At 65.8% G+C, this 24,916-nt stretch carries 22 protein-coding genes; 12 read left to right on the top strand and 10 right to left on the bottom strand.

Annotation, left to right across the window (positions count from 1 at the left end):
* Window positions 1-10: 10 nt before the first annotated feature.
* The 4 genes from fabF to fabD form a co-directional block, all read right to left on the bottom strand.
* A complete protein-coding gene (gene fabF / locus ACZLZY_RS01360; protein WP_472931611.1) occupies window positions 11-1,276 on the bottom strand; it encodes a beta-ketoacyl-ACP synthase II in 1,266 nt (421 codons plus the stop codon).
* Between the two features lie 39 nt (window positions 1,277-1,315).
* The gene (locus ACZLZY_RS01355) at window positions 1,316-1,552 is read right to left on the bottom strand and encodes an acyl carrier protein (RefSeq protein WP_472931610.1); all 237 of its coding nucleotides are present in this window, start codon (window positions 1,550-1,552) and stop codon (window positions 1,316-1,318) included.
* 202 nt (window positions 1,553-1,754) lie between these two features.
* On the bottom strand, window positions 1,755-2,492 hold the full coding sequence (fabG, locus tag ACZLZY_RS01350; protein WP_472931609.1) for a 3-oxoacyl-[acyl-carrier-protein] reductase: 738 nt from the start codon (window positions 2,490-2,492) through the stop codon (window positions 1,755-1,757).
* Between the two features lie 56 nt (window positions 2,493-2,548).
* Window positions 2,549-3,484, bottom strand: coding sequence for an ACP S-malonyltransferase (gene fabD, locus ACZLZY_RS01345; RefSeq protein WP_472931608.1), 936 nt, complete (start codon window positions 3,482-3,484; stop codon window positions 2,549-2,551).
* Between the two features lie 470 nt (window positions 3,485-3,954).
* On the opposite strand from fabD, the gene rpsF reads away from it, so the two are divergent.
* The 10 genes from rpsF to ACZLZY_RS01295 all read left to right on the top strand — a co-directional run bounded on the left by rpsF (window position 3,955) and on the right by ACZLZY_RS01295 (window position 14,119).
* Window positions 3,955-4,407, top strand: a complete 453-nt coding sequence (rpsF, locus tag ACZLZY_RS01340) for a 30S ribosomal protein S6 (RefSeq protein ID WP_472931942.1) — start codon at window positions 3,955-3,957, stop codon at window positions 4,405-4,407.
* Window positions 4,408-4,413: 6 nt separating this feature from the next.
* Window positions 4,414-4,662, top strand: coding sequence for a 30S ribosomal protein S18 (gene rpsR, locus ACZLZY_RS01335; protein WP_472931607.1), 249 nt, complete (start codon window positions 4,414-4,416; stop codon window positions 4,660-4,662).
* A 138-nt stretch (window positions 4,663-4,800) separates the two neighbouring features.
* Window positions 4,801-5,769: a hypothetical protein gene (locus ACZLZY_RS01330; RefSeq protein WP_472931606.1), complete on the top strand. Its 969-nt coding sequence runs from the start codon at window positions 4,801-4,803 to the stop codon at window positions 5,767-5,769.
* A 37-nt stretch (window positions 5,770-5,806) separates the two neighbouring features.
* Window positions 5,807-6,382 (top strand): 50S ribosomal protein L9, encoded by a 576-nt coding sequence (gene rplI / locus ACZLZY_RS01325; RefSeq protein ID WP_472931605.1) that lies wholly within the window; start codon window positions 5,807-5,809, stop codon window positions 6,380-6,382.
* Between the two features lie 260 nt (window positions 6,383-6,642).
* Window positions 6,643-8,127: a replicative DNA helicase gene (locus ACZLZY_RS01320; RefSeq protein WP_472931604.1), complete on the top strand. Its 1,485-nt coding sequence runs from the start codon at window positions 6,643-6,645 to the stop codon at window positions 8,125-8,127.
* Between the two features lie 90 nt (window positions 8,128-8,217).
* Window positions 8,218-9,615 carry a DNA repair protein RadA gene (gene radA / locus ACZLZY_RS01315; protein ID WP_472931603.1) on the top strand — a complete coding sequence of 466 codons (1,398 nt, stop codon included), beginning with the start codon at window positions 8,218-8,220 and terminating at the stop codon, window positions 9,613-9,615.
* A 131-nt stretch (window positions 9,616-9,746) separates the two neighbouring features.
* Window positions 9,747-10,391 carry a CvpA family protein gene (locus ACZLZY_RS01310; RefSeq protein WP_472931602.1) on the top strand — a complete coding sequence of 215 codons (645 nt, stop codon included), beginning with the start codon at window positions 9,747-9,749 and terminating at the stop codon, window positions 10,389-10,391.
* A gap of 254 nt (window positions 10,392-10,645) precedes the next feature.
* Window positions 10,646-12,106, top strand: coding sequence for an amidophosphoribosyltransferase (purF, locus tag ACZLZY_RS01305; RefSeq protein ID WP_472931601.1), 1,461 nt, complete (start codon window positions 10,646-10,648; stop codon window positions 12,104-12,106).
* Window positions 12,107-12,347: 241 nt separating this feature from the next.
* Window positions 12,348-13,088, top strand: a complete 741-nt coding sequence (locus ACZLZY_RS01300; RefSeq protein WP_472931600.1) for an SDR family NAD(P)-dependent oxidoreductase — start codon at window positions 12,348-12,350, stop codon at window positions 13,086-13,088.
* Window positions 13,085-14,119, top strand: coding sequence for a KpsF/GutQ family sugar-phosphate isomerase (locus ACZLZY_RS01295; protein ID WP_472931599.1), 1,035 nt, complete (start codon window positions 13,085-13,087; stop codon window positions 14,117-14,119). The genes ACZLZY_RS01300 and ACZLZY_RS01295 overlap by 4 nt, the downstream gene beginning before the upstream one ends.
* A gap of 43 nt (window positions 14,120-14,162) precedes the next feature.
* Here ACZLZY_RS01295 and eglC read toward each other — a convergent pair whose 3' ends face one another.
* Complete coding sequence (eglC, locus tag ACZLZY_RS01290) at window positions 14,163-15,560, bottom strand: endo-1,3-1,4-beta-glycanase EglC (RefSeq protein ID WP_472931598.1); 1,398 nt, start codon at window positions 15,558-15,560, stop codon at window positions 14,163-14,165.
* Window positions 15,561-15,851: 291 nt separating this feature from the next.
* Between eglC and lhgD the strand changes: the two genes are divergently transcribed.
* Window positions 15,852-17,045, top strand: coding sequence for an L-2-hydroxyglutarate dehydrogenase (gene lhgD / locus ACZLZY_RS01285; protein WP_472931597.1), 1,194 nt, complete (start codon window positions 15,852-15,854; stop codon window positions 17,043-17,045).
* Window positions 17,046-17,070: 25 nt separating this feature from the next.
* Here lhgD and kdsA read toward each other — a convergent pair whose 3' ends face one another.
* From kdsA to ACZLZY_RS01260, 5 genes are all read right to left on the bottom strand, one after another.
* Window positions 17,071-17,919: a 3-deoxy-8-phosphooctulonate synthase gene (kdsA, locus tag ACZLZY_RS01280; protein WP_472931596.1), complete on the bottom strand. Its 849-nt coding sequence runs from the start codon at window positions 17,917-17,919 to the stop codon at window positions 17,071-17,073.
* Window positions 17,920-17,938: 19 nt separating this feature from the next.
* Window positions 17,939-18,775, bottom strand: a complete 837-nt coding sequence (locus ACZLZY_RS01275; protein WP_472931595.1) for a CDP-alcohol phosphatidyltransferase family protein — start codon at window positions 18,773-18,775, stop codon at window positions 17,939-17,941.
* Window positions 18,775-19,473 (bottom strand): phosphatidylserine decarboxylase, encoded by a 699-nt coding sequence (locus ACZLZY_RS01270; RefSeq protein ID WP_472931941.1) that lies wholly within the window; start codon window positions 19,471-19,473, stop codon window positions 18,775-18,777. The genes ACZLZY_RS01275 and ACZLZY_RS01270 overlap by 1 nt, the downstream gene beginning before the upstream one ends.
* A 118-nt stretch (window positions 19,474-19,591) precedes the next feature.
* Window positions 19,592-21,481, bottom strand: a complete 1,890-nt coding sequence (locus ACZLZY_RS01265) for an ABCB family ABC transporter ATP-binding protein/permease (RefSeq protein WP_472931594.1) — start codon at window positions 21,479-21,481, stop codon at window positions 19,592-19,594.
* A 105-nt stretch (window positions 21,482-21,586) separates the two neighbouring features.
* The gene (locus ACZLZY_RS01260) at window positions 21,587-23,212 is read right to left on the bottom strand and encodes a LysM peptidoglycan-binding domain-containing protein (protein WP_472931593.1); all 1,626 of its coding nucleotides are present in this window, start codon (window positions 23,210-23,212) and stop codon (window positions 21,587-21,589) included.
* Between the two features lie 312 nt (window positions 23,213-23,524).
* Here ACZLZY_RS01260 and ACZLZY_RS01255 point away from each other — a divergent pair, with 312 nt between their 5' ends.
* Window positions 23,525-24,826, top strand: coding sequence for a UDP-glucose dehydrogenase family protein (locus ACZLZY_RS01255; protein WP_472931592.1), 1,302 nt, complete (start codon window positions 23,525-23,527; stop codon window positions 24,824-24,826).
* Window positions 24,827-24,916 lie beyond the last annotated feature (90 nt).

Raw genomic sequence — 24,916 nt, 5'->3', positions numbered from 1 at the left:
AGACGGGTGGTCAGTCGACCAGACGGCGGAACACCAGCGAGGCGTTCGTGCCGCCGAAACCGAAGGAATTCGACAGCGCCACATCGATCTGCTTCTCGCGCTTTACCAGCGGAACGAGATCGATTTTCGTCTCGACCGACGGGTTCTCGAGGTTCAGCGTCGGCGGCGCGACATTGTCGCGAATAGCCAGCACGCAGAAGATCGCCTCGACCGAACCGGCTGCCCCGAGCAGGTGGCCGATCGCCGACTTGGTGGACGACATCAAGACGCCCTCTGCGGCATCCCCGAGGAGACGTTCGATGGCGCGCAACTCGATCTCGTCGCCCATCGGCGTCGAGGTGCCGTGCGCGTTGATGTAGTCGATATCGGACGCCTGGATCCCCGCCCGCTTCATCGCGGAGGACATGCAGCGGTAGGCACCGTCGCCGTCCGGTGCGGGTGCGGTGATGTGATAGGCATCGCCCGACATGCCGTAGCCGACGAGCTCTGCATAGATCTTCGCGCCACGGGCTTTCGCATGCTCGAGTTCTTCGAGCACCACGATGCCGGCACCCTCGCCCATGACGAAGCCGTCGCGGTCGCGGTCATAGGGCCGCGAGGCCCGGGTAGGGTCATCGTTGAAGTTCGTCGACAGCGCCTTGCAGGCGGCAAAGCCCGCCAGCGACAGCCGCGAGACCGGCGACTCGGTGCCGCCGGCCACCATGACGTCGGCATCGCCGAGCGCGATCAGCCGACCGGCGTCGCCGATGGCATGCGCGCCCGTCGAGCAGGCGGTGACGATCGAGGAGTTCGGGCCTTTCAGCCCGTTGCGGATCGAGACCTGGCCGGAGGCCAGGTTGATCAGGCTGCCCGGAATGAAGAACGGGCTGACGCGGCGCGGGCCCTTCTCATCGAGGGTCAGCGACATCCGCTCGATCGCCTGGAGGCCCCCGATGCCCGAGCCGATCAGAACGCCGGAGGCGATCTGATCTTCGTAGGATTCGGGATGCCAGTTGGCATCGTCGAGTGCTTCTGCTGCAGCGGCCACCGCATAGATGATGAAGTCGTCGACCTTGCGCTGTTCCTTCGGCTCCATCCACTGATCGGGATCGAAGCTTCCGTCCGTCCCATCCCCGCGGGGGATTTGACACGCGATTCGGCACGGCAGATCCGATGTCTCGAAACTGTCGACCGGCCGAGCGGCGCTATCGCCGTTCAGCAAACGCTTCCAGGTTACGCCAGCGCCGGTCCCCAGGGGACTGATCATTCCGACGCCAGTGATGACCACTCGTCTCATACAACACTCATTTTCCGGGGCGGAGATCCGCCGCCGGGATCAGGACTGATTCTTCTCGATGAACTTGACCGCGTCGCCGACGGTCAGGATCGTCTCGGCCGCATCGTCCGGGATCTCGACGCCGAATTCTTCCTCGAAGGCCATCACGAGTTCGACGGTGTCGAGGCTGTCCGCGCCCAGGTCGTCGATGAAGCTCGCATTGTCGGTGACCTTTTCAGCCTCGACGCCGAGATGTTCGACGACGATCTTCTTCACCCGTTCAGCGGTATCGCTCATATTTATTCCTCTGTTGATATTTGCTTCGTCGTTTTCGTTAGACGCGCAAGGCCGGTGAATCAAGCTTTTGCACCATCATACTTCTTGTGTCTGCCGGGCCTTCGACGGACTCGACTGGTGCGGTCGGGTGCGCTTAGCACGGAGATTGCCAAGGGCCAAGCCGCAGAACCCCTGCGCCCGCGGCAATGCCCGGCTTTATGACTCAGATCATCGCCATGCCGCCGTTGACGTGGATCGTCTGCCCCGTGACGTAGCTGGCTTCGTTCGAAGCCAGAAAAAGCGCCGCCACGGCGATCTCGTCGGCATTGCCGATGCGCTTCATCGGGATGGCGCCGAGGATGCCTTCCTTCTGCTTGTCGTTCAGCTTGTCGGTCATGGCGCTCTGGATGAAGCCCGGCGCGATACAGTTGACGGTCACGTTGCGCGAGGCGATTTCCTGCGCCAGCGACTTTGAAAAGCCGATCATGCCAGCCTTCGCCGCGCAGTAATTGGCCTGGCCGGGATTACCGGTGACGCCGACGATCGAGGTAATGTTGACGATCCGGCCGAACCTCCGGCGCATCATCTGGTGCGTCAGGCCGCGGGTCAGGCGGAAGGCGGCGGTGAGATCGACCTCGATCACCCTGTCCCAGTCCTCGTCCGACATGCGCACGAACAGGCCGTCCTTGGTGATGCCGGCATTGTTGACGAGGATGTCGACGCCTTCCATGGCGGCATCCACAGTCTCGGCTAGCGCCTTCTGGGCGTCACGGTCGCCGAGGTCGGCGGGAAAGACGTGGACGCGGTCGCCGAGGGAGGCCGCGACCTCGTCGAGCTTCTCCCGGCGGGTGCCGTGCAGGCCGACGACGGCGCCGGCGCCGTGCAGCACCCGGGCAATGGCTTCGCCGATGCCGCCGCTGGCACCGGTGACGAGGGCCTTGCGGCCGGTCAGATCGAACATGGTCTCTACCTCAGTTTGCGGGGCCGGCCCTTGGGCGCGGCGATCGATAGGGATGATCAGGCCTGCAGCGCATCGATATCGGCGGGCGTGCCGAGGCTCTGCGTCTTCGCCGTCTTGTCGATACGCTTGACGAGCCCTGCCAGCACCTTGCCGCTGCCGACTTCGAGAAAGCTGTCGATACCGGCACTGATCATGAACTCGACGCTCTCGCGCCAGCGCACTTGGCCGGTCACCTGCTGGACCAGAAGTTGCTTGATCTCGGCGGGCTCGTCCACCGGCCGGGCCAGCACGTTGGCGACGACGGGCACGACCGGGCGGCGCATGTCGGCGGCGTCGAGCGCTTCGCGCATGCGCTCGGCGGCCGGCTGCATCAGGCTGCAGTGGAAGGGAGCGGACACCGGCAGCGGAATGGCGCGCTTGGCACCCTTCTCCAGTGCCAACGCCATCGCCCGCGTCACCGCCGCGGCAGCGCCGGAGATGACAATCTGGCCGCCGCCATTGTCGTTGGCGAGCTCGCACGGTTCACCCGGCGCCGTGGCAGCCGCGCAGACCTCGGCAACGCCGGCATGGTCGAGCCCGAGGATCGCCGCCATGGCGCCCTCGCCCGCCGGCACCGCCCGCTGCATCGCCTCGCCGCGGATGCGCAGGAGCTTCGCCGTCTCGCCGATCGACAGGGCACCGGCAGCCGCAAGCGCCGAATACTCGCCGAGCGAATGGCCGGCGACGAAGGTGGCAGAGGCCTTGAGGTCGAAGCCACGCGATTCCATCGCCCTCAGCACCGCGAGCGAGACCGCCATCAGCGCCGGCTGGGCGTTGGCGGTCAGCGTCAACTCGGACTCAGGGCCATCGAAGATCACCGACGACAGCTTTTCCCCTAGCGCCGCGTCGACCTCCTCGAACACAGCGCGGCTTTCGGGAAAGGCATCGAAGACGGCGCGCCCCATGCCGACGGTCTGGCTGCCCTGGCCCGGGAAGATCAGTGCAAGTGTCATGGTGGCTCCCAAGGGTTATGGTTTGTCGGGGGTGTTGAAGGCGAAAGCGGCGCAATGTGTCAAGGCGAGCGGGTTAGGCTCAGGCTACTCAGACATGTCCCGTCCATGTCCGGATTAGTGTCGATCGTGCGAATATCGCATCGCCGCGCCCGCCTCCTCCAACCCTTGGCAGCATCCTCTTTCCCTTGTGGCGGCGGCGTTTCCCGATGAGGTGATGCGCTGACTGTTGCGGTTATCGCAACATTCCGCTACTAGCCGCCTCGTCAATGCCCGGTTTCAAGCCGGGGGCTGAACGGAAGGTGCTGGCTTGCCGGCATGAGGACAGGTTGTCCGCTTCCCGTGTCCCCGCTCTCGACCGTCCCGCAAGACACGCCTTTCCATCGATCCCCAGGATCTCCAGGAGAGTCGCAGAGGCTTAGCCGCTGATGTCGGGCAAGGACATGGAAAACTCATTGTGGAAAGGCGAAACGATGGCTCTGTACGAGCACGTATTCCTCGCCCGCCAGGACATTAGCGGCCAGCAGGTCGATCAACTCGTCGAGCAGTATCGCGGCGTGATCGAAGCCAATGGCGGCAAGGTCGGCAAGGTCGAGAGCTGGGGTCTTAAGACCCTCACCTACCGGGTCAAGAAGAACCGGAAGGCCTACTACACCCTGATGAACATCGATGCCCCGTCGCCTGCCGTGCAGGAAATGGAGCGCCAGATGCGCATCAACGAAGACGTCCTGCGCTACATCACCATCAAGGTCGATGCGCATGACGAGGCACAGTCGGTTATGATGCAGAAGCGTGACGACCGTCCGCGCCGCGGCGACCGCGACGACCGCCCGGGTGGCGAGCGTCCCCGCCGTGACCGTGACGACCGCCCGCGCCGCGAGGACGACGATCGTCCGCGCCGCCCACGCCCAACTGAAGGGGAGTAACGCGACATGAGCGACACTTCTTCCAGCACCGTCCGTCGGCCCTTCCACCGCCGTCGCAAGTCCGATCCGTTCGCGGCGAGCGATAGCCCGAAGATCGACTACAAGGACGTCCGTCTCCTGCAGCGCTACATTTCCGAGCGCGGAAAGATCGTCCCGTCCCGCATCACCGCGGTTTCGCAGAAGAACCAGCGCGCCCTCGCCCAGGCGATCAAGCGCGCCCGTTTCCTCGGCCTGCTGCCTTACGTCCTGCGCTAAGCGCGACGTGTGAATGATTCGCGGCGCGGACCGAAAGGCCCGCGCCGCCTTCTCACCGCCGGCGACCGGTGAGATCAATGCCAGCCAAGCTGGGGCGGCTTTCCCGCCCCTAACTGCGACAAGCAGGACAGCGACGATATGAAACCCTCCGCGATCCTCATTGGACTGGCCGCCGGCTTTGCCGCCGCCTTGCTGTTCGCCGGACTGATTCTTCAGTCGACGACGGCGATCGTCCTGTCGCTCGCGACCCCTATTCCCATCTACATCGCCAGCCTCGGCTGGGGCAGCCGCATCGGCTTCCTCGCCGCGATCACCGCCGCCGGCGCCATCGCCGCCGTGACCGGCTCCTATGGCAGCGGCCTGATCCTGCTTGGCTCGATGGCGCTGCCCGCCGCGATCCTCGGCCATCTCGCGGGTCTCGCCCGGCCTGCCGACGAGGCGCCGCCTATCGGCCCCTATCCAGCCCCCGCGAACGACCGGCCCGGCCTCGACTGGTATCCGCTCGACCGCATCCTGTTTGCGCTGACGCTGACGGCGATCGTCGCTTGCGTCTTCATCGGCTGGCTGTTCGGCTACAATCCGACGGCGCTCGGGCCGGAACTCGTCGATGCGCTCGGCGGGCAGATGAATGCGTCGAACGATCCGGCGATGCAGCAGCAGGTGCTCGTCCTCGCGCAGCTCGTCATCAAGCTGATGCCGTTCGTGCAGCCGGCGATTCTCGTGATCGTGCTCGTGGCCGGCCTGCACCTTTCCGCCGCGGTGACCCGTCTTTCCGGACGCCTGCCGCGGCCGAAGGACGACATCCCCGGTACCGCCGGCCTGCCGCGGTCGGCCATGACCATCTTCGCGCTCGCCATGGCCGCGTGCTTTGCGCCGGAGCCCGTGGCGATCGTGGCTGCGGTCGTCGCCGGCAGCTTCGGCACCGCGTTCACGCTGGTTGGGCTCGCCAGCCTTCACCGGCGCACCCGCGGCAGTCGAAATCGCGGCTTCGTGCTGTTCACCGCCTACATGGCGATCATCCTTCTCTCGTTTCCCCTGCTGGTCGCGACCGTGCTGGGGCTCGTCGAAACGGCATGCAGGCCTGCTGGCCCGCGGCGTCTTTCTTAATCGCCTGCCAATCAAAACACCCGAAAGGAACAGTTCCATGGACGTTATTCTTCTTGAGCGCATCGCCCGCCTCGGCCAGATGGGCGACACCGTCCGCGTCAAGGACGGCTTTGCCCGCAACTTCCTGCTGCCGACCGGCAAGGCCCTGCGCGCCAACGAAGCCAACCGCGCCAAGTTCGAGTCGCAGAAGAGCGAGCACATCGCCCGCAACGAAGAGCGCAAGCGCGAAGCGGGCGACATCGCCGGCACGCTCGAGGGCAAGAGCTTCCTCACCATCCGCTCGGCTGGCGAAACCGGCCAGATGTACGGCTCGGTCTCGGCCCGCGACGTCTCGGACATGCTGAAGGAAGCCGGCTTCCGCGTCGGCCGCAACCAGATCCTCCTCAACACGCCGATCAAGGTCATCGGCCTGCACAAGGTGATGATCCAGCTGCACGCCGACGTCGAAGTCGCCGTCGAGATCAACATCGCCCGTTCGCATGAAGAGGGCGAGCGCCAGTCGAAGGGCGAGAACCTCACCACCGCCGACGCCATCTACGGCCTCGACGACGAGGAGGAGCTCGACGAGGAGGCCGAGGCCACCGACGAGACCACCGAAGACGAAGCCGTCTAAGCCGGCGCTTCCCGAACAATCGAAAAGGCCCCGGACATCCGTCCGGGGCCTTTTTCGTTTAGGCTGCCGCCAGCCCAGGTGTCGGCAATGGCGCCGTTCCCTGCGGGGATGGGGTCAAGCCTTTTCACAGCTTCTCCACAGCCGCACCACCCCGCCTGTGCACAGCTTGGATGTGTTCCGGCGCGGCGCATTCGGCCGTGACATCGGCGGCCAACCATAGGTAAAAGCGTCTCTTCACCGACCGGCGAGGGATGACGGACATGGCCGAGGCGGCGCGCAAATACGAAGAAGAGGCAGCCCTCTACCGCGAGGCCCCGAACAACATCGAGGCCGAACAGGCCTTGCTCGGCGCCATCCTCGTCAACAACGACGCCTACTACGTCGTGCACGACTTCCTGAAGCCCGACCATTTCTTCGAGCCGCTGCACCGCGAAATCTTCACCAAGACGTCCGAGATGATCCGGATGGGCAAGATCGCCAATCCGGTGACGATCAAGACCTTCCTGCCGGCAAACGACAAGGTCGGCGACATCACCGTCGCCCAGTACCTCGCCCGCCTCGCGGCCGAGGCGACGACGATCATCAACGCCGCCGATTACGGCCGGGCGATCTACGACCTGGCGCTCCGGCGCAACCTCATCCGCATCGGCGAGGACATGGTCAACATCGCCTTCGACGCGCCGCTCGACATGGAGCCGAAGGCGCAGATCGAGGACGCCGAGCGGCGGCTGTTCGAGCTCGCCGAGACCGGCCGCTACGACGGCGGCTTCCAGTCCTTCACCGACGCCGTGACGCTCGCCGTCGAGATGGCCTCCGCCGCCAAGGACCGCGATGGCGGCCTATCGGGCGTCTCCACCGGCATCATCGCCCTCGACCGGCGGCTCGGCGGACTGCAGCGCTCCGATCTTATCGTCCTCGCCGGTCGCCCGGCGATGGGCAAGACGTCGCTCGCCACCAACATCGCCTTCAACATCGCGGCCGCCTTCGAGCCGGCGGATCAGTCGGACGGGACGTTCGCGGCCAAGAATGGCGGCGTCGTCGGCTTCTTCAGCCTCGAAATGTCGGCCGAGCAGCTGGCGACGCGTATCATCTCCGAGCAGACCGAGATCTCATCCTCGAAGATCCGCCGCGGCATGATCAACGAGACCGAGCTCGGCAAGCTGATGGCCTGCTCGGAGACGATGCAGCGCCTGCCGCTCTACATCGACCAGACCGGCGGCATCTCGATCGCCCAGCTCGCGGCCCGGGCGCGGCGGTTGAAGCGCCAGCGCGGCCTCGACGTCATGGTCATCGACTACCTCCAGCTGATGCAGGGCTCGTCGAAGAACTCGCAGAACCGCGTGCAGGAAATGACCGAGATCACCACCGGCCTGAAGGCATTGGCCAAGGAGCTGAACGTGCCGATCATCGGCCTGTCGCAGCTCTCGCGTCAGGTCGAAAACCGCGAGGACAAGCATCCGCAGCTCTCCGATCTCCGCGAGTCCGGCTCGATCGAGCAGGACGCCGACGTCGTGATGTTCGTGTACCGGGAGGAATACTACCTCTCGAACAAGGAGCCGAAGATGGGCACCCCGGAGTACATGACCTGGGAGGCCGAGATGCGCGAAGCCAGCGGCAAGGCCGAGGTGATCATCGCCAAGCAGCGCCACGGCCCGACCGGCACCGTCCCCCTCGCCTTCCAGGCCGAGTTCACCCGCTTCACTGATCTCGCCGACGAGAGCTATCTGCCGGAACGCTTCGAGTAGCGGAACCCTCCCCGTGCACATGCCGGAAACATCTTGTTTCCGGTTTGTTCTCGTCGCATAGTGCGGTAAATCCCTCCACCGGAAGTCCGCATGGCCAAGCCGAAACTCTCCTTCATCTGCCAGAACTGCGGCAGCGTCACCACGCGCTGGCAAGGCAAGTGCGAGGCCTGCGGCGAGTGGAACACCATCGTCGAGGAGAATGTCGCCGGCGGCATCGGCGGCGGTCCTGCCCGCGGTGGCGCCCGGCGCGGGCGCGTCGCCGCCCTCCTCCCGCTCTCGGGCGAAATGGAGGAAGCGCCGCGCATCTCCACCGGCATCGACGAGTTCGACCGGGCCTGCGGCGGCGGCATCGTGCGCGGCTCGGCGATCCTCATCGGCGGCGATCCCGGCATCGGCAAGTCGACCCTCCTGATGCAAGCCGCGGCGGGCCTTGCCCGCGGTGGACACCGCGTCGTCTACGTCTCCGGCGAGGAGGCCGTCGCGCAAGTCCGCCTGCGGGCCCAGCGCCTCAAGGCGGCCGACACCGACGTGCTGCTGATGGCCGAGACCAATGTCGAAGACATCCTCGCGACGCTCGCCGACGACAAGCGGCCGGACCTCGTGATCATCGATTCCATCCAGACGCTCTGGTCCGACATGGCGGAATCAGCGCCCGGCACGGTGACGCAGGTCCGCACCGGCGTGCAGGCGCTGGTGAAATACGCGAAATCAAGCGGCGCGGCGGTGATCCTCGTCGGCCACGTCACCAAGGACGGCCAGATCGCCGGGCCGCGCGTCGTCGAGCACATGGTCGACGCCGTGCTCTACTTCGAGGGCGAAGGCGGACACCACTTCCGCATCCTGCGCACGGTCAAGAACCGCTTCGGACCGACCGACGAGATCGGCGTCTTCGAGATGTCGGACATCGGCCTGCGCGAGGTGCAGAACCCGTCCGAGCTGTTTCTCGGCGAACGAAACGCCAAGGCGCCGGGTGCCGCGGTCTTTGCCGGCATCGAAGGTACGCGTCCGGTGCTGGTCGAGATCCAGGCGCTGGTCGCCCCCTCCGCCCTCGGCACGCCGCGCCGGGCCGTGGTCGGCTGGGACCAGCCGCGGCTCGCGATGGTGCTGGCGGTGCTCGAGGCGCATTGCGGCGTCCGTCTCGGCCAGCACGACGTCTACCTCAACGTCGCCGGCGGCTTTCGAATCAGTGAGCCGGCGGCCGATCTTGCGGTCGCGGCGGCCCTCGTCTCCTCCCTGTCCGGACTTGCCCTGCCCGCCGATTGCGTCTATTTCGGCGAGATCAGCCTGTCGGGAGCTGTGCGGCCGGTCGCACACTCCGCGCAACGGCTGAAGGAGGCGGAAAAGCTTGGTTTCAGCCAGGCGGTCCTGCCCTCTCTTAGCGCCGATCTGCCGAAAGGCCGGGATGTGGCGACACACGACATCGAGTCCCTGCCGCATCTCGTCGCCCGGGTTGCCGGGGGCGCGCTGGCGGAGAGCGATGAAGGATGACCGGGGCGGCGTTTGCCGAATCGGATGCGATGCGCGATAGCAGCGAATTGACCCGGAAGGCGCCACAGATTCTCCGTCGAAGGATGGAAGTCTGGAAACACCTCCGGAAGGGACGACAGGGTTAAATCGCCATGACTATCACGATGCTCGACGCGATCCTGGTCGGGATCATGCTCATCTCGGCGCTGCTCGCCATGGTGCGGGGATTTTCGCGCGAGGTGCTGTCGGTCGTCTCGTGGCTCGCGGCCGCGGCTGCAGCCTTCTTCTTCTACCAGCCGCTGACGCCCTACGTGCAGGAATACGTGACCTCGGAAAAGATCGCGATGGTTGCCGCGGCCCTTGGCATCTTCGTGATCACGCTGATCATCGTTTCCTTCATCACCTTGCGCATTGCCGACTTTATCATCGACAGCCGCATAGGCGCGCTCGATCGGGCGCTTGGCTTTATCTTCGGAGCGGCCCGCGGCCTGCTGCTCGTTGTCGTCGCGATGCTCTTTTTCAACTGGTTGAGCCCGGCCGACACCCAGCCGACCTGGATCACCAACGCCAAGTCAAAGCCCTATCTCGACGATCTCGGCGCCCGCCTCATCGCCGCCGTTCCCGAGAAACCGGCCGAGCTTCTGCCTCAGGAACTGCGCGACAAGCTGGAGCCGCCGGTCGCGCCGTCGGGCGATGCGACGCCCGGCGAGGCGGCACCTGCCGAGCCGAGCAGCATCGAGGGCGCGATCGAAGGCGCCGAGCCTTCGGGCCAGACAGACACCGCGCCGGCCAACTAAGCGGGTGAAAACACAGAAGCCCGGGCTCGACGTTTCGAGCCCGGGCTTCTGGCATTTCTGCAGTGAATGGTGTTTTTGCATCGCGAAAGCACGGCGTGCATCCTATATGGCGTTCATGGGACAGTGTCCTGGCGCCGGACGTGGCAGAGTTTCGCGGTCGCGGCTCTGTTTATTCTTGGAAGACCGCGACGGTTCCGAGAGGGCTGTCGCGACAGCGGCAGGCCGGCGTGATCCGGTTTCAAGGGTGAATTCTGATGGACGAGACCCCTTTCGGCGATCCGGACGACGACAGCCTGCACGAAGAGTGCGGCGTCTTCGGCATCTTCAACCGCCCGGACGCGGCGCCCTTCGTCACGCTCGGCTTGCATGCCCTGCAGCACCGTGGACAGGAAGCGGCGGGCATCGTCTCGCATGACGGGACGACCTTCCACATCGAGCGCCATGCCGGTCTCATCGGCGATACCTTCACCAAGCAGTCGGTGATGGAGCGCCTGCCCGGCAAGAGCGCCATTGGCCATACCCGCTATTCGACGTCGGGCGGCGGTGGTCTGCGCAACGTCCAGCCGTTCTTTGCCGAATTGTCCGCCGGCGGCTTCGCCGTCGCTCACAACGGCAACATCACCAATGCCGTCACCGTGCAGCGCGAACTGCAGCGCCGCGGTTCGATCTTCTCCTCGACCTCCGACACCGAGACCATCCTCCACCTCGTCGCCACCAGCGCGGCCCGGATGTTCACCGACAAGCTGATCGATGCGCTGTCGCGCCTAGAGGGTGCCTTCTCGCTGGTCGGCCTGTCGCCGAAGAAGATGATCGGCGTTCGCGATGCGCTCGGCATTCGACCGCTGGTGCTCGGCGACCTCGAAGGCTCGCCGATCCTCGCCTCCGAGACCTGCGCGCTCGACATCATCGGCGCCACCTTCGTGCGCGACATCGCGCCGGGCGAGATGGTAATCATCACCGAGGACGGGATCGAGAGCATCTTCCCCTTCCAGGCCCGCCGTCCGCGCTTCTGCATTTTCGAATACGTCTATTTCGCCCGCCCCGATTCCAACATCGAGGGCCGCAACGTTTACGACATCCGCAAGCGCATCGGCGCAGAGCTCGCCCGCGAAAGCCATGCCGAGGTCGACCTGATCGTGCCGGTGCCGGATTCGGGCGTGCCGGCGGCGATCGGCTATGCGCAGGAAACCGGGATCCCCTTCGAGCTCGGGATCATCCGCAACCACTATGTCGGCCGGACCTTCATCCAGCCGACGGACGCCATCCGCCACATGGGCGTCAAGCTGAAGCACAATGCCAACCGGGCGATGATCGAGGGCAAGCGCGTCATCCTCGTCGACGATTCCATCGTCCGCGGCACGACCTCGCAGAAGATCGTGCAGATGGTGCGCGATGCCGGTGCCAGTGAGGTGCACATGCGCATCGCCAGCCCGCCGACGCGCTCCAGCTGCTATTACGGTGTCGACACGCCGGAGAAGTCGAAGCTCTTGGCCTCGCGCATGTCGGTCGAGGAGATGGCCGATTTCATCAAGGTCGATTCGCTCGCCTTCCTGTCGATTGACGGACTTTACCGCGCGGTGGACGAGCCCGCCCGCAACGCCCGCGCGCCGCAGTTCTGCGACGCCTGCTTCACCGGCGACTACCCAACGGCGCTGACCGATCACGACGGCATCGACAACGTCCGTCAGCTCTCGCTGCTCGGCGGCAACGGCTGAGGCAGCCCTTCCCGGATGAACGCCCTTGCTAGGCGGTCATGCGCAGACGCTGTGTCTGGTTCGGACGCACAGGGAGGCAGGCTTGACCGGCCTTCCCGCCTCGCCCATTGGAGAGACATAGGCGGGGCGAGAGCCGGCGAAGATTAATCCGTTTCCGGCGGCGCCAGCCTTCGCATAACGGGGTGTGTGCCACGTCCCTCGCCGCCGCGATGTTTGACCCACGGGTATCGGGAGGATTTCCATGACCGGAAAGCTCAAGGACAAGGTGGCGCTCGTCACCGGCGCCTCACGCGGCATCGGCTACCATCTCGCCAAGCAGCTGGCCGCCGAGGGGGCGCATGTCGTGGCGGTCGCGCGGACGGTCGGCGGGCTGGAGGAACTCGACGATGTCATCCGGCGGAACGGCGGGTCCGCAACCCTCGTCCCGCTCGACCTCACCGACATGGGTGGAATCGACCGGCTGGGCGCCGCGATCCACCAGCGCTGGGGCAAGCTCGACGTGCTCGTCGCCAATGCCGGGGTGCTCGGCGTGCTCGCGCCCATCGGCCACATCGAGGCGAAGGTTTTCGACAAGACGATGACCCTCAACGTCACCTCGACCTGGCGCCTCATCCGCTCCATCGACCCGCTGCTGCGCAAGGCCGAGGCCGGGCGGGCCATCGTCATGTCGTCGGGCGCCGCGCACTCGTGCAAGGCATTCTGGGGCCTCTACGCCGCCTCCAAGGCCGCGACCGAGGCGATGGTGCGTTCCTGGGCGAACGAGACCGAGAACCTTCCGCTCCGCATCAACTCGGTCAATCCCGGCGCGACCCGCACCGCCATGCGGGCGCTGGCGATGCCCGGCGAGGATCCCGACACGCTGCCCAAGGCCGCCGACGTCGCCGCCCGCATCCTGCCGCTGGCAATGCCCGAGGTGACGCAGACCGGCCAGCTCTTCGACGTCCGCCAGAACCGCTTCCTCGCCTATACGGCGCCGGCATGATCGCGATGCCGAGCGACCGCTCGCTTGCAGCGGCCTCCCCGGCCGAGCCCGCGCTTCCCGGCGACCGCGACTTCGTCAAGATCGCCCGCGAGACGATCGCGACGGAGATGGCGGGGCTTTCGGCGCTGTCGGACTCGATCGACCAGAAGTTCGCGGTTGTCGTCGACCTGGTGCAGGCCTGCCGCGGACGGGTGATCATCACCGGCATCGGCAAGTCCGGCCATGTCGGGCAGAAGATCGCCGCCACGCTCGCCTCAACCGGCACGCCGGCCTTCTTCGTCCACGCCGCCGAGGCTGCGCACGGCGATCTCGGCATGGTCGGCGCCGATGATCTCGTCATCGCCATCTCCAATTCCGGCGAGAGCATCGAGCTGCAGGTCATCGTCGAGTACTGCCGCCGCTTCCGGGTGACGCTGGTGGCGATGACGTCGCGGCCGCAATCGGCCCTCGGCCGGTTCGCCGACGGCATCCTGCAGCTGCCCGATGCCCGCGAGGCCTGTCCGCTCGCGCTCGCGCCCATGACCTCGACCACGATGAGCCTCGTCATCGGCGATGCCCTTGCCGCCGCCTTGATCCGCGCCCGCAATTTTCAGCGGGACGATTTTGCCAAGTATCATCCGGCTGGCAAGCTCGGCGCCCAGCTGTTGCGGCTCTACGAAGTGCTGGACCGGCGACCGGAGCTGAGGACGGTTCCCCGCGTCGGGCTCGACAGCGTCGTGCCCGAGGTCATCGCGGCGATCAGCAAGGGCAGGCGCGGCGCGACGGCCGTCTGCGACGCGGCCGGCCGCCTTGTCGGCGTCGTCACCGATGGTGACCTGCGCCGGGCGATGAGCGACCGCAGCGTCTTCGACAAGACCGCTACCGAGATCATGACCGCCAACCCGCGGCAGATCGGCTCGGACCGGCTCGCCGTCGACGCGGTGGCGACCTGCGAGGCGCACAAGATTTCCGCGCTCTTCGTCATCGGGGAGGACGGCGACATCGCCGGCCTCGTGACCTTGCAGGAAATGCTGTCGCTCGGCATCGTCTGAGCGCTGGCCCGCGCCCAGGCGGCGCCGGCTTGCTCTCTGCGCGTTACGCCAGCGTCAGACCGTCGTCCTCGAGGGCATAGGCCTTGATGTAGTCGATCTTGATGGTGTCGCCGTCGAAGTCAGCCGCCGGGTCGCCGGCGAGACCGCCGACCGCAAGGTTGACTAGCATGTACATCGGCTCGTGCATGTCGGCGGGGGTCTCGGTATTGGCGATCGCCATGCCGTCGAAATACCAGGTGATCTCGTCTTCCTCCCACAGCACGCCATAGGTGTGGAAGCCCGACGTATCCATCACATGGCCGACGGTCAGGTCGCTGGTCTGCTTGCCCGAGGCATTGGAATGCGCGGTCATGTAGAGCGAGTTCGGGTCCTTGCCGTACATCTCGATGACATCGAGCTCGGGGGGCCAGGAACCGTCCTGCGGGAGGAGCCAGAACGCCGGCCACATGCCCTTATCCTCCGGCATGTCGGCGCGTATTTCGAAGTAGCCATAGGTCTGCGAGAAGCTTTCATAGCTGGTCAGCATTCCGGACGTGAACTCATATCCCCCGATCGCCGCCTGGGTCGCTTCGGAAGCGGGAGCCGCCGTAATGGTCAGCACGCCGTTGGCGACGCTGAACGGGTTCACCCCCTTCGTCGGGCCGTAATCGGTATCGATGTACCATTGCTGCTCGCCGTTCCCCTCCAGCGAATTACCGCTTGCGCCCCCCCACCAGTAGTTCGACTCCCATGTCCCGCCCGCCCCGTCCCACAGTGAGAGCTGGTTGAAATCGTCGGAAAAGCTGAGGCTGAGTTTCGACATGTCGATCCCCAGCTCGAACTGGCTGGCGCTGAGGTCGGCAAGGTCGGTATTGGCCAGAACCAAGCCCTGACCGTCGCCGAAGGCGAGGTGAAGATCGCTGCCGGTATCCGTCATCGCCGCCTTCACCGCGTCGAAGGAGGTGAAGCCGAGGCCGGCCAGCCGCACCACATCATCCGACGAGAAGTCGAGGATCAGGTCGGTGCCGAACCCTTTGTTGATGAGGAAGATGTCGCTGCCGGCACCGCCCGACAGCACGTCGTTGCCGAGGCCGCCGTCGAGCGTCTGGCTACCGGCGCCACCCTGGATGATGTTGTCGAGCGCATTGCCGAAGGCATACCGGCCGTCGCCGGTGACGGTCAGGTTCTCGACATTGGCCGGCAAGGTGTAGCTCATCCAGGTCTCGATACTGTCGACCCCGCCGCCCGCCGCCTCGGAGACCGTGTTGAGCGAAGAATAGAGGTGATAGATGTCGTCGCCTGCCCCGCCCAACATTTGAGTGCGAACCGAACTGTCGCCCCAGAACGTGTCGTTGACGGCCGTTCCCTGCATCGTGGGACCGGCATTCGTCGCCGACAGATGGTTCTTGGTCGCGCCGCTGTAGAAGAGCGTGTCGCCGATGGCATTTCGAATGCTGCTCATGAGGTCAATCCGCTTTCACTTCGGTCGCCCCGGCAGGGACGGACGCAAGGGGCGCGAGGAAGGTCATCGACCATCGCCTGTGAGTTCAATGAGTAAAAACCATTCTCATTTGACCACAGTACAGCATAAAGGGCACCTTTCGTCCAAGCATACAATAAAATAGAATACTATTTTTACTTATGCTCAGTAGACATGAGTCATTCGAACCGTCTCAGGTGGATTGCGTGCCGCAGAAAGCCGAAGACCCAGCAACGTCGCGAACCACATGCTCACTCGCTGCTTGGATGCTTAATGCGATATGATTACTGCGTGATCGGCGGCGGCATTGTTGGCTTGGCAACGGCGCTGGAACTGCTTTCCCGCCGGCCCGGCGCGTCACTGGTGCTGGTCGAGAAGGAAGCGGCTGTCGCTCGTCATCAGACGGGGCATAACAGCGGCGTCATCCATGCCGGCATCTACTACACGCCGGGCAGCCTGAAGGCCGAGCTGTGCCGGGCCGGCGCGAGCGCCACCGAAGCCTTCTGCCGGGAACATGAGATCCGCTTCGAGCAATGCGGCAAGCTGCTGGTGGCGACGACACCGGGCGAGGTGAAGCGCATGGCCGCGCTGGAGACGCGGGCAGCGGAGAACGGCATTGCGGTCACCCGCCTCTCGGCCGACGAGCTTCGCGCCGCCGAGCCCAACATCGCCGGTCTCGGCGCCCTGAAGGTTGCGACCACCGGCATCACCGATTATTCCGCCATCTGCCGTCGGATGGCCGAACTCGTTCACGAGCGCGGCGGCGAGATCCGCCTGTCGACGCCCGTCGCCGGTATCCGCGAGACCGGGACCGGCGTCGAGGTCGAAACGCCGGAGAGCGCCATCCTCGCCGACAGACTCGTCGCCTGTGGTGGTCTGCAATCGGACCGACTGGCGACGATGGCGGGCTTTGCCATCGACTTTGCCATTATACCGTTCCGCGGCGAATACTTCGTGCTGCCGCCGGAAAAGTCGGCGATCATCAGCCACCTGATCTATCCCGTTCCAGACCCGGCGCTGCCCTTCCTTGGCATCCACCTGACGCGGATGATCGACGGTCGGGTAACCGTCGGACCGAATGCCGTGCTCGGGCTCTCGCGAGAGGGCTACACAAAGGGTACCGTCGACGTCTCGGACATCACGGCCATGGCGCGGTTTCCGGGCTTCTGGAAGCTCCTGGGGAAGAATCTGCAGAGCGGGATCGCCGAGGTGAGCAATTCGCTCTGGCACAGCCGGTATCTCGCGCAATGCCAGAAATACTGCCCGAGCCTGCGGCTGGACGATCTCGAGCCCTACCCCGCCGGCATCCGCGCGCAAGCCGTACACCGCAACGGCGAGCTCATCCACGACTTCCTGATGCTGCAGAGCCCGCGGTCGCTGCATGTCTGCAACGCCCCGTCGCCCGCCGCCACCTCTGCCATTCCGATCGCACGGATGATCGCCGACCGGCTGGCCGTGGCCGCCTAATACACCAGCCGAACCGCTTCACGTCTTATGGATAGGCTGGCGCCGGCACCGCGTCCTTGGTGATCTCGTCGATGCGCTTCATCGTCTCGAGGAAGCCCGGCATCCAGGTCAGCGGCAGCATGTTCGGACCATCGCTCGGCGCAGCGTCCGGGTTATCGTGGGCCTCGACGAAGACCGACGCGATGCCGACCGCCGCCGCAGCCCTAGCGAGCACGGGCGCATAGCGCCGATCGCCGCCGGAGGAGCCGCCCTGTCCACCTGGCTGCTGCACCGAATGGGTGGCGTCGAACACCACGGGATAGCCGGTCTCGGCCATGATCGGCAGCGCTCGGAAATCCGTCACCAGCGTGTTGTAGCCGAAGGAGGCGCCACGCTCGCAGAGCATGATCCGCTCATTGCCGGACTCCGACACCTTGGCGGCAACGTTCTTCATGTCCCAGGGCGCAAGGAACTGCCCCTTCTTGATGTTGATTGCCTTGCCGGTGTGGGCGGCGGCGATCAGGAGGTCGGTCTGGCGCGACAGGAAGGCCGGGATCTGCAGGATGTCGACGACCTCGCCCGCGGCAATCGCCTGCGGGATATCGTGGATGTCGGTCAGCACTGGGCAGCCGAAGGCGTCGCGGATGTCGGCGAGGATGCGCAGGCCGGCGTCGATCCCGACGCCGCGCGTCCCCTTCAGCGAGGTGCGGTTGGCCTTGTCGTAGGACGCCTTGAAGACGAAGGGCACACCGGCATCCCCAGCGATCTTCGACAGGCTCTCGGCCATGAAGAAAGCGTGCTCGCGGCTCTCGATCTGGCAGGGGCCGCAGATCAGCACGAAGGGCAGCGCATTGCTGAACCGGATTGAGCCGACGCTAAATTCCTTGGCGGTCATGGTGCAGTCCTTGGGTTCGTCAGACGCCGGCGATACCTGCTTCGGCGTCCTGCCGCGCGAGGCGGCGGTACTGGCGCACGGAGAAGATCATCGCGATGAAATAGGCGATCACCGTCGCGGTCAGCGTGTGCCAAAGGAAGCTGGTGAGCAGCACGACATAGAGCACGAGGCCGAGCATGACCGGGATCACCATCTCGCGCCGAAGCGACACGCCGATGGTCTTGCCCGACCAGGTCGGAATACGGCTGGCCATCAGGAAGCCGACCAGTAGCAGATAGGCCGCCGAGAGACCCGCCGTCAGCACCGGCCTGCCGAAGTCGACGCCCATGAAGCTGAGATACATCGGAAACAACGCAAGGCCGGCGCCGGCGGGCGCCGGAACGCCGGTGAAGAAGGCCGACTGCCATTCCGGCCGCTTTGGCCCGTCGAGCATCGTGTTGAAGCGGGCAAGGCGCAGCGCGCAGGTCGCGGAGAATAGCAAGGCTGCAATCCAGCCGGCGGAGCCGGCATCGCGCAGCGTATAAGCGTAAAGCACCATGCCCGGCACGACGCCGAAATTGACGATGTCGGCGAGCGAGTCCATCTCGGCGCCGAAGCGGCTCTGGCCCTTCAGCAGCCGGGCGATGCGGCCGTCGATGCCATCGAGCAGTGCCGCGCCGATCACCAGCCCAACGGCGAACTCGAAGCGGCCCTCGAACGCAAGGCGCATGCCAGTCATCCCCGCGCAGATCGCGAGGATGGTGATGAGGTTCGGCACGATATGCCGGAAAGGAATGCCACGCCGCGCAACGGGGGCATCGCCCCCGTCGGGCTCCCCCGTCTCCGGGTCGAAGGGCTCGATCGGGGTGTCCGCCATCAGTCGCGCCTCGCCGAATACGTCTCGAGACCGACGCCGAACTCGGCGATCACGGTCTCGCCGGCGATCGCAGTCTGGCCTTCGGACACACGGGCCCGCGCGCCGTCCGGCAGGTAGATGTCGAGACGCGAGCCGAAGCGGATCAGGCCAAAACGCTCGCCAGCCTCCAGCCTGTCACCGGTGCCGCTCCAGCAGATGATCCGCCGGGCCACGAGGCCGGCGATCTGAACGACGCCGTATTCGCCTTGCGGCCCCTCGATCACCAGCGAGTTGCGCTCGTTGACGTCGCTCGCCTTGTCGAGTTCGGCATTGCGGAATTCGCCCTCGCGATAGGCGATGCGGGCGATGCGACCGCGCATCGGCGCCCGGTTCACGTGGCAGTCGAAGACGTTCATGAACACCGAGATCCGCAGCATCGGCTCGGTGCCGAGCTCGAGTTCCGGCGGCGGCACGATGTGGCCGACCAGCGAGACCCGTCCGTCCGCAGGGCTGACGGCAATGTGATCTGCGAGCGGGGTCACGCGCTCCGGATCGCGGAAGAAGTAGGCGCACCAGAGCGTCAGCACGAGGCCGATCCAGAACAGCGGCATCCAGAGGAAGCCGAGGATCACCGACGCCACGAAGAAGGCCGCGATGAACGGGTATCCCGCCTTGTGGATCGGGACGAAAGCGTTTCTGATCGAGGCGATCATGTCCATGAAGTCGGGCACCTGGTTTGAAGAGCGGGCCATGCCTAGCCCGCGGTTCGGGCAAGGTCAAACCGGCCTGCGGTCGTCTCTGCAACGCTGCCGGAAGCCGCAAGGCTCCCGGTACGCGTCACGCCGGCCGGATCGGTGGCTTGCGGTCGATGATGCCCAGCGCGTCGGCGGCCCGCGCCCGGCGCAGCGCTTCCTCCGCCTCGGTCGCCTCGCGCTGCATCCGCCACATCTCGGCATAGAGCCCGTCGGCGTCGAGCAGCACGCGGTGCGTGCCCCGCTCGACGATCTCGCCGGCCCGCAGCACGATGATCTCGTCGGCATTGACGATGGTCGAGAGGCGGTGGGCGATGGTCAGCGTCGTCCGCTCGGCGGAGACGAGGTCGAGCGCGGACTGGATCTCCTGCTCGGTATGGGTATCGAGCGCCGAGGTCGCCTCGTCGAGGATGAGGATCGGCGGCGCCTTCAGGAGCGTCCTCGCGATCGCCACACGCTGCTTCTCGCCGCCCGAGAGCTTCAGCCCGCGCTCGCCGACCATCGTCTCGAAACCTTCCGGCAGGATCTCGATGAAGTGAGAGATCTGCGCCCGGTCGGCCGCCTGCTTCAGCTCCGCATCGCTCGCCTCGATCCGGCCGTAGCGGATGTTGTAGGCGATGGTGTCGTTGAACAGCACGGTGTCCTGCGGAACGATGCCGATCGCCGCGCGCAGGCTCGCCTGCGTCACCTTCGAGATGTCCTGTCCGTCGATGCTGATCGTGCCCGATGCGACGTCGTAGAAGCGGAACAAGAGGCGCGAGATCGTCGACTTTCCGGCACCGGACGGTCCGACGATCGCCACCGACCTGCCGGGCGGCACCTCGAAGGAGACGCCTTTGAGGATCGCCCGCGCCGGCTCGTAGTGGAAGTGCACGTCGTCGAAGCGGATCGCGCCTTTCGGCACCTGCAAGGCGACGGCGTCGGGCGCGTCGAGCACTTCGGCCTCGACGTCCAACAGGCCGAACATCTGCTCGATGTCGGTGAGGCCCTGGCGGATTTCGCGGTAGACGAAGCCGATGAAGTTCAGCGGGATCGACAGCTGCATGAGGAGCGCGTTGATGAAGACAAAGTCGCCAATCGTCTGCGTGCCCGCCTGCACCTCCATCGCCGACATGACCATGGCGATGCCCATGCCGACCGCGAAAATCACGCCCTGGCCGAAGTTCAGCCAGCCAAGCGAGGTCCAGGTCTCCGTCGCCGCCTTCTCGTAGCGCGCCATCGAGCGGTCGAAGCGCTCGGCCTCCATGCCCTCGTTGCCGAAGTATTTCACCGTTTCGAAGTTCAGAAGCGAGTCGATCGCCTTGGTGTTCGCCTCGTTGTCGCTGTCGTTCATCTCCTTGCGGATGGTGATCCGCCAGTCGCTCGCCTTGATGGTGAACCAGGAATAGAGCCAGACTGTCACCGCGATGACGATGAGGTAGGAGACGCCGTAGGAAAAGCCGAAGATCGCCGCGGTCAGCGCGAACTCGAAGATCGTCGGCACGGTGTTGAGGATCGTGAAGCGGACGATCGTCTCGATGCCCTTGGTGCCGCGCTCGATGATGCGCGACAGGCCGCCCGTACGCCGCTCTAGGTGGAAGCGCAGCGACAGCCGGTGCATATGGGTGAAGGTGCGGAAGGCGAGCTGGCGCACGGCGTGCTGGCCGACGCGGGCAAACAGCGCGTCGCGCAACTGGTTCAGCGCGACGACGAGGATGCGCGCGACGTTGTAGGCGACGACCAGCGTGACGGCGCCGGTCAGGATCAGCGGCAGCCATTCCTTGGCGCTGTCGGTGCCGTTCAGCGCATCGGTCGCCCATTTGTAGAAGTACGGCACCCCGACCGTCATCAGCTTGGCGATGATGAGGTAGAAGCTGGCCCAGACGACCCGTGCGCGCAGGTCGGGCCGCCCCTCCGGCCACATGTAGGGCCAGAGGTTACGGAGCGTCGAGAAGGTCGCGGAACTGTCGACCGTCCTGTTGGGTGCGTCTGCCAAGAAAAGCTCGATCCATTCGGCGGCCACGCCGAAAGGCGCAGGCGATTGGAGGCGTTCTAATCGGTAATAGCGGATCGGGAAAGCGAAGAACCTGCGACAGAACCGCTATTGCGCCGTGGTCTCATCCTTCGGCATCCGGAACACCTGACCAGGATAGATCCTGTCGGGATCGCGGATCTGGTCGCCATTGGCGAGATAGATCACGGTATAGCGCGCGCCGCGGCCGTAGGTGTCGCGCGAGATGCGCCAGAGCGAGTCGCCGCGGCGGATGATGACCCGGGAATTGACGCCCTCCAGCGCCGGCTGACGTGTCACGGCCACCGCGGACTGGCCCGCGTCGAGCGAGGCGGCGGGAACAACGGCTTCCGGTAGCGCGGACGCCATGCCCGTCTGACCGGACGTCGTCGCCGTCGGCGCAATGGCTGACGGCTGCGTGGACGACGGGGAGGTCGACGTGCCGGCTGGCGCAATGCTGTTGGCCTCGGCGGACGGTGCGCTGCCGAGACGCCCCACCTTGTCGCTGTCCGATGCCGTCATCGAGGAGGATGGGGTCGCAGAGCCTGGCGTCGCCGAGGCGGGCGCCGGCGCGGCAGTCCCTGCCGTCTCCGCCGTCGGCGAAACGGCCGACATCGTCCGGCCTTCCGGCTTGAAGAACGGCACCTCGACGCGGGCGATCACGGTCCCGGACCGGTCGAGCGCATCGGCTCGCACCGTATGATCTCCGGTGGCAAGCTTCGCCTTCGCCGTCATCAGAAAGCGGTCATCCGCCAGCCTGTCGGCCTGCGACAGGAAACCGTTATCGACATAGACTCGGACCGAGGCGCTGCCGACGGACCGGCCGGCTACGAAGACGGCGTCGCCCTCGATCTCGATGGCGTCCACGGCCAGCGACGGCGCCGTCGCAGCGCCAGCAGCCTGCACCGAAGCGTCCGGCACGGCAGCCGGCGCGGTACCCGCCGCCGCGTTCGGTGCGGTGGCTGGCGCCGCTGCCTGGGCAGGCGTTTCGGCCGGAGCGGAGGGAGTGCCGGCCGGCGCTGCCGCGCCCGGTGCGGACGGCAGGCTGATCAGCCGCGACGGCTTGTCGGGGGCCTCGACCATCGCGAGAAGTTCGCTCTCGCGGCCCTTTTCGGGAATGCTGACGATCGCCGTTTCAGCCGAGGTCACCACCCGGCCGTCGGCGGTCTTCGCCTCGATCTGGATCTGATGGTCACCAACGCCAAGCGGCTTTTCCAGAATGACGACGAAGGTGCCGGCCGCGTCCGCGACCTCCGTGCCGATGACGGTCGCGCCGTCGCGCAGCGAAATGACCGCGCCGGCGGGCGCCTTGCCGGCAAGGACGGTCGAGCCATCGGGCTCGACGCGGAGGACGTCGAAGCTGGGTGTGTCGCCGCCGGGCGCAGCCTGCTGGGCCACCTCGGACGGCGAGGCCGCTGCAGTGTCTGCGGCGGGAGCCGCGGCGGGCGTCGACGCATCGGAGGCCGCATCGCCATCCACCCTCGGCGCCTTCGCCGCGGACGCCGTGTCCGAGGACGGGACGTCAGGCGTCAACGCGGGCTTCTCCGATGGGTCTGGGTCGCTGCGGACAACATCCCCGATCTCGCCGACGGCGTTCGTGACCCTGTCACGAACCAGTGTCAGTTTCTCGGTGTTGAGCATGTCCCAATAGCCGGCAATGATCGCTGCCAGCAGAAGGACACAGAATAAGCCGACACCAAGAACTTTGCGGGTCATGTAAGTACCACCGGCAGCCACCGAGAAATAGCGTTGAAAGCGGGCTGTCTTCAGGAACATTTAACGAACTGATGCAGGCGTCACAAGCAGCGCATCAAGAGATCAGCCAAACTGGTTAAGCCTGCGGTTGTTTCTTTGGCTTATCCCTGCGGGATGGCCAGGGCGGCGTCCGCTCTCAGGCGGAGGCACTGCCCCATGGCGCCCGCGGCGCGACAGCCGGGCTGGCGGTTGCGGGCGCCTTGCCGCTTGCCTACAAGTCCCCCTCACCCACACGTCCCGGCAGCCAGCGGGGACCCAGACGAATGGCATAAGATGAAGATCGTGATGATCGGGGCCGGCTATGTCGGCCTGGTGACCGGGGCCTGCTTCTCCGATTTCGGATTCAGCGTCATTTGCGTCGACAAGGATGCCGGCAAGATCGACGCCCTTAAGGAAGGGCGCATCCCGATCTTTGAGCCGGGCCTCGCCGACCTCGTCGCCCGCAATGCCAGCGCCGGCCGCCTCGCCTTCTCGGTGGAGATCGCGAGCGCCGTGCGCGAGGCCGACATCGTCTTCGTCGCCGTCGGCACCCCGTCGCGGCGCGGCGACGGCCATGCGGACCTTGCCTACGTCTATGCCGCCGCCGCCGAGATCGCCGCCGAGATCGACAGCTATAAGGTGATCGTCATCAAGTCGACGGTGCCGGTCGGCACCGGCGACGAGGTGGCGCGGATCATCGGCGAGACGGTGCCGGCCGACCTCTTCGCCGTCGTCTCCAACCCGGAATTCCTGCGCGAGGGCGCGGCGATCGAGGACTTCAAACGTCCCGACCGGATCGTCGTCGGCACCACGGACCCCAAGGCCCAGAGCGTGATGGCGAAACTCTACCGGCCGCTGTCGCTGAACCAGGCGCCGGTGATGTTCACCGACCGGCGGACCTCGGAGCTGACGAAATACGCCGCCAACGCCTTCCTCGCTACCAAGATCACCTTCATCAATGAGATGGCGGATCTCTGCGAAAAGGCCGGCGCCAACGTCCAGGATGTCGCCCGCGGCATCGGCCTCGACCGGCGCATCGGCGGCAAGTTCTTGCATGCCGGGCCCGGCTATGGCGGCTCGTGCTTCCCGAAGGACACGCTGGCGCTGGTCAAGACCGCCCAGGACTTCGGCTCGCCCATGCGGATCGTCGAGACGGTCGCCGCCGTCAACGACACGCGCAAGCGGGCGATGGCCCGCAAGGTGGTCGAGGCCTGCGATGGCAGCGTGCGCGGCAAAAGGATCGCCGTCCTTGGCCTCACCTTCAAGCCGAACACCGACGACATGCGCGACGCCCCGTCGATCTCGATCATCCGCAGCCTGCAGGACGGCGGCGCCAAAGTCCGGGTCTACGACCCCGAGGGCATGGCGAACGCCCGCGCCGTGATCGACGACGTCGACTATGCCGAGGATGCCTATGCCTGTCTCGATGGCGCCGACGCCATGGTGCTGGTCACGGAATGGGACATTTTTCGCGCCCTCGACATGGACCGCGTGAAGCAGTGCCTGACGGCGCCGATCATCGTCGACCTTCGCAATGTCTATCCGCGCGAGGACATGATCGCGCGCGGCTTCACCTATGTCGGCGTCGGTCGGTAAGGCAACGCGCAAACCTTACCGTCGTCATCCCCGCGCGCCGCGCGGGGATGACGACCCTCGGACGCTGATGGCACGGCGCTGTAACGTTGC

It is taken from the genome of Mesocryomonas lacus (assembly GCF_055730135.2).
Note: the sequence above shows the minus strand (reverse complement) of the source record. Positions and strands in the feature narration are given on the sequence as shown.

What these genes read in the sequence shown, in the direction of transcription:
- fabF (WP_472931611.1), bottom strand. Translation starts at nt 1,276, where the DNA reads ATGAGACGAGTGGTCATCACTGGCGTCGGAATGATCAGTCCCCTGGGG.
- ACZLZY_RS01355 (WP_472931610.1), bottom strand. Translation starts at nt 1,552, where the DNA reads ATGAGCGATACCGCTGAACGGGTGAAGAAGATCGTCGTCGAACATCTC.
- fabG (WP_472931609.1), bottom strand. Translation starts at nt 2,492, where the DNA reads ATGTTCGATCTGACCGGCCGCAAGGCCCTCGTCACCGGTGCCAGCGGC.
- fabD (WP_472931608.1), bottom strand. Translation starts at nt 3,484, where the DNA reads ATGACACTTGCACTGATCTTCCCGGGCCAGGGCAGCCAGACCGTCGGC.
- rpsF (WP_472931942.1), top strand. Translation starts at nt 3,955, where the DNA reads ATGGCTCTGTACGAGCACGTATTCCTCGCCCGCCAGGACATTAGCGGC.
- rpsR (WP_472931607.1), top strand. Translation starts at nt 4,414, where the DNA reads ATGAGCGACACTTCTTCCAGCACCGTCCGTCGGCCCTTCCACCGCCGT.
- ACZLZY_RS01330 (WP_472931606.1), top strand. Translation starts at nt 4,801, where the DNA reads ATGAAACCCTCCGCGATCCTCATTGGACTGGCCGCCGGCTTTGCCGCC.
- rplI (WP_472931605.1), top strand. Translation starts at nt 5,807, where the DNA reads ATGGACGTTATTCTTCTTGAGCGCATCGCCCGCCTCGGCCAGATGGGC.
- ACZLZY_RS01320 (WP_472931604.1), top strand. Translation starts at nt 6,643, where the DNA reads ATGGCCGAGGCGGCGCGCAAATACGAAGAAGAGGCAGCCCTCTACCGC.
- radA (WP_472931603.1), top strand. Translation starts at nt 8,218, where the DNA reads ATGGCCAAGCCGAAACTCTCCTTCATCTGCCAGAACTGCGGCAGCGTC.
- ACZLZY_RS01310 (WP_472931602.1), top strand. Translation starts at nt 9,747, where the DNA reads ATGACTATCACGATGCTCGACGCGATCCTGGTCGGGATCATGCTCATC.
- purF (WP_472931601.1), top strand. Translation starts at nt 10,646, where the DNA reads ATGGACGAGACCCCTTTCGGCGATCCGGACGACGACAGCCTGCACGAA.
- ACZLZY_RS01300 (WP_472931600.1), top strand. Translation starts at nt 12,348, where the DNA reads ATGACCGGAAAGCTCAAGGACAAGGTGGCGCTCGTCACCGGCGCCTCA.
- ACZLZY_RS01295 (WP_472931599.1), top strand. Translation starts at nt 13,085, where the DNA reads ATGATCGCGATGCCGAGCGACCGCTCGCTTGCAGCGGCCTCCCCGGCC.
- eglC (WP_472931598.1), bottom strand. Translation starts at nt 15,560, where the DNA reads ATGAGCAGCATTCGAAATGCCATCGGCGACACGCTCTTCTACAGCGGC.
- lhgD (WP_472931597.1), top strand. Translation starts at nt 15,852, where the DNA reads ATGCGATATGATTACTGCGTGATCGGCGGCGGCATTGTTGGCTTGGCA.
- kdsA (WP_472931596.1), bottom strand. Translation starts at nt 17,919, where the DNA reads ATGACCGCCAAGGAATTTAGCGTCGGCTCAATCCGGTTCAGCAATGCG.
- ACZLZY_RS01275 (WP_472931595.1), bottom strand. Translation starts at nt 18,775, where the DNA reads ATGGCGGACACCCCGATCGAGCCCTTCGACCCGGAGACGGGGGAGCCC.
- ACZLZY_RS01270 (WP_472931941.1), bottom strand. Translation starts at nt 19,473, where the DNA reads ATGGACATGATCGCCTCGATCAGAAACGCTTTCGTCCCGATCCACAAG.
- ACZLZY_RS01260 (WP_472931593.1), bottom strand. Translation starts at nt 23,212, where the DNA reads ATGACCCGCAAAGTTCTTGGTGTCGGCTTATTCTGTGTCCTTCTGCTG.
- ACZLZY_RS01255 (WP_472931592.1), top strand. Translation starts at nt 23,525, where the DNA reads ATGAAGATCGTGATGATCGGGGCCGGCTATGTCGGCCTGGTGACCGGG.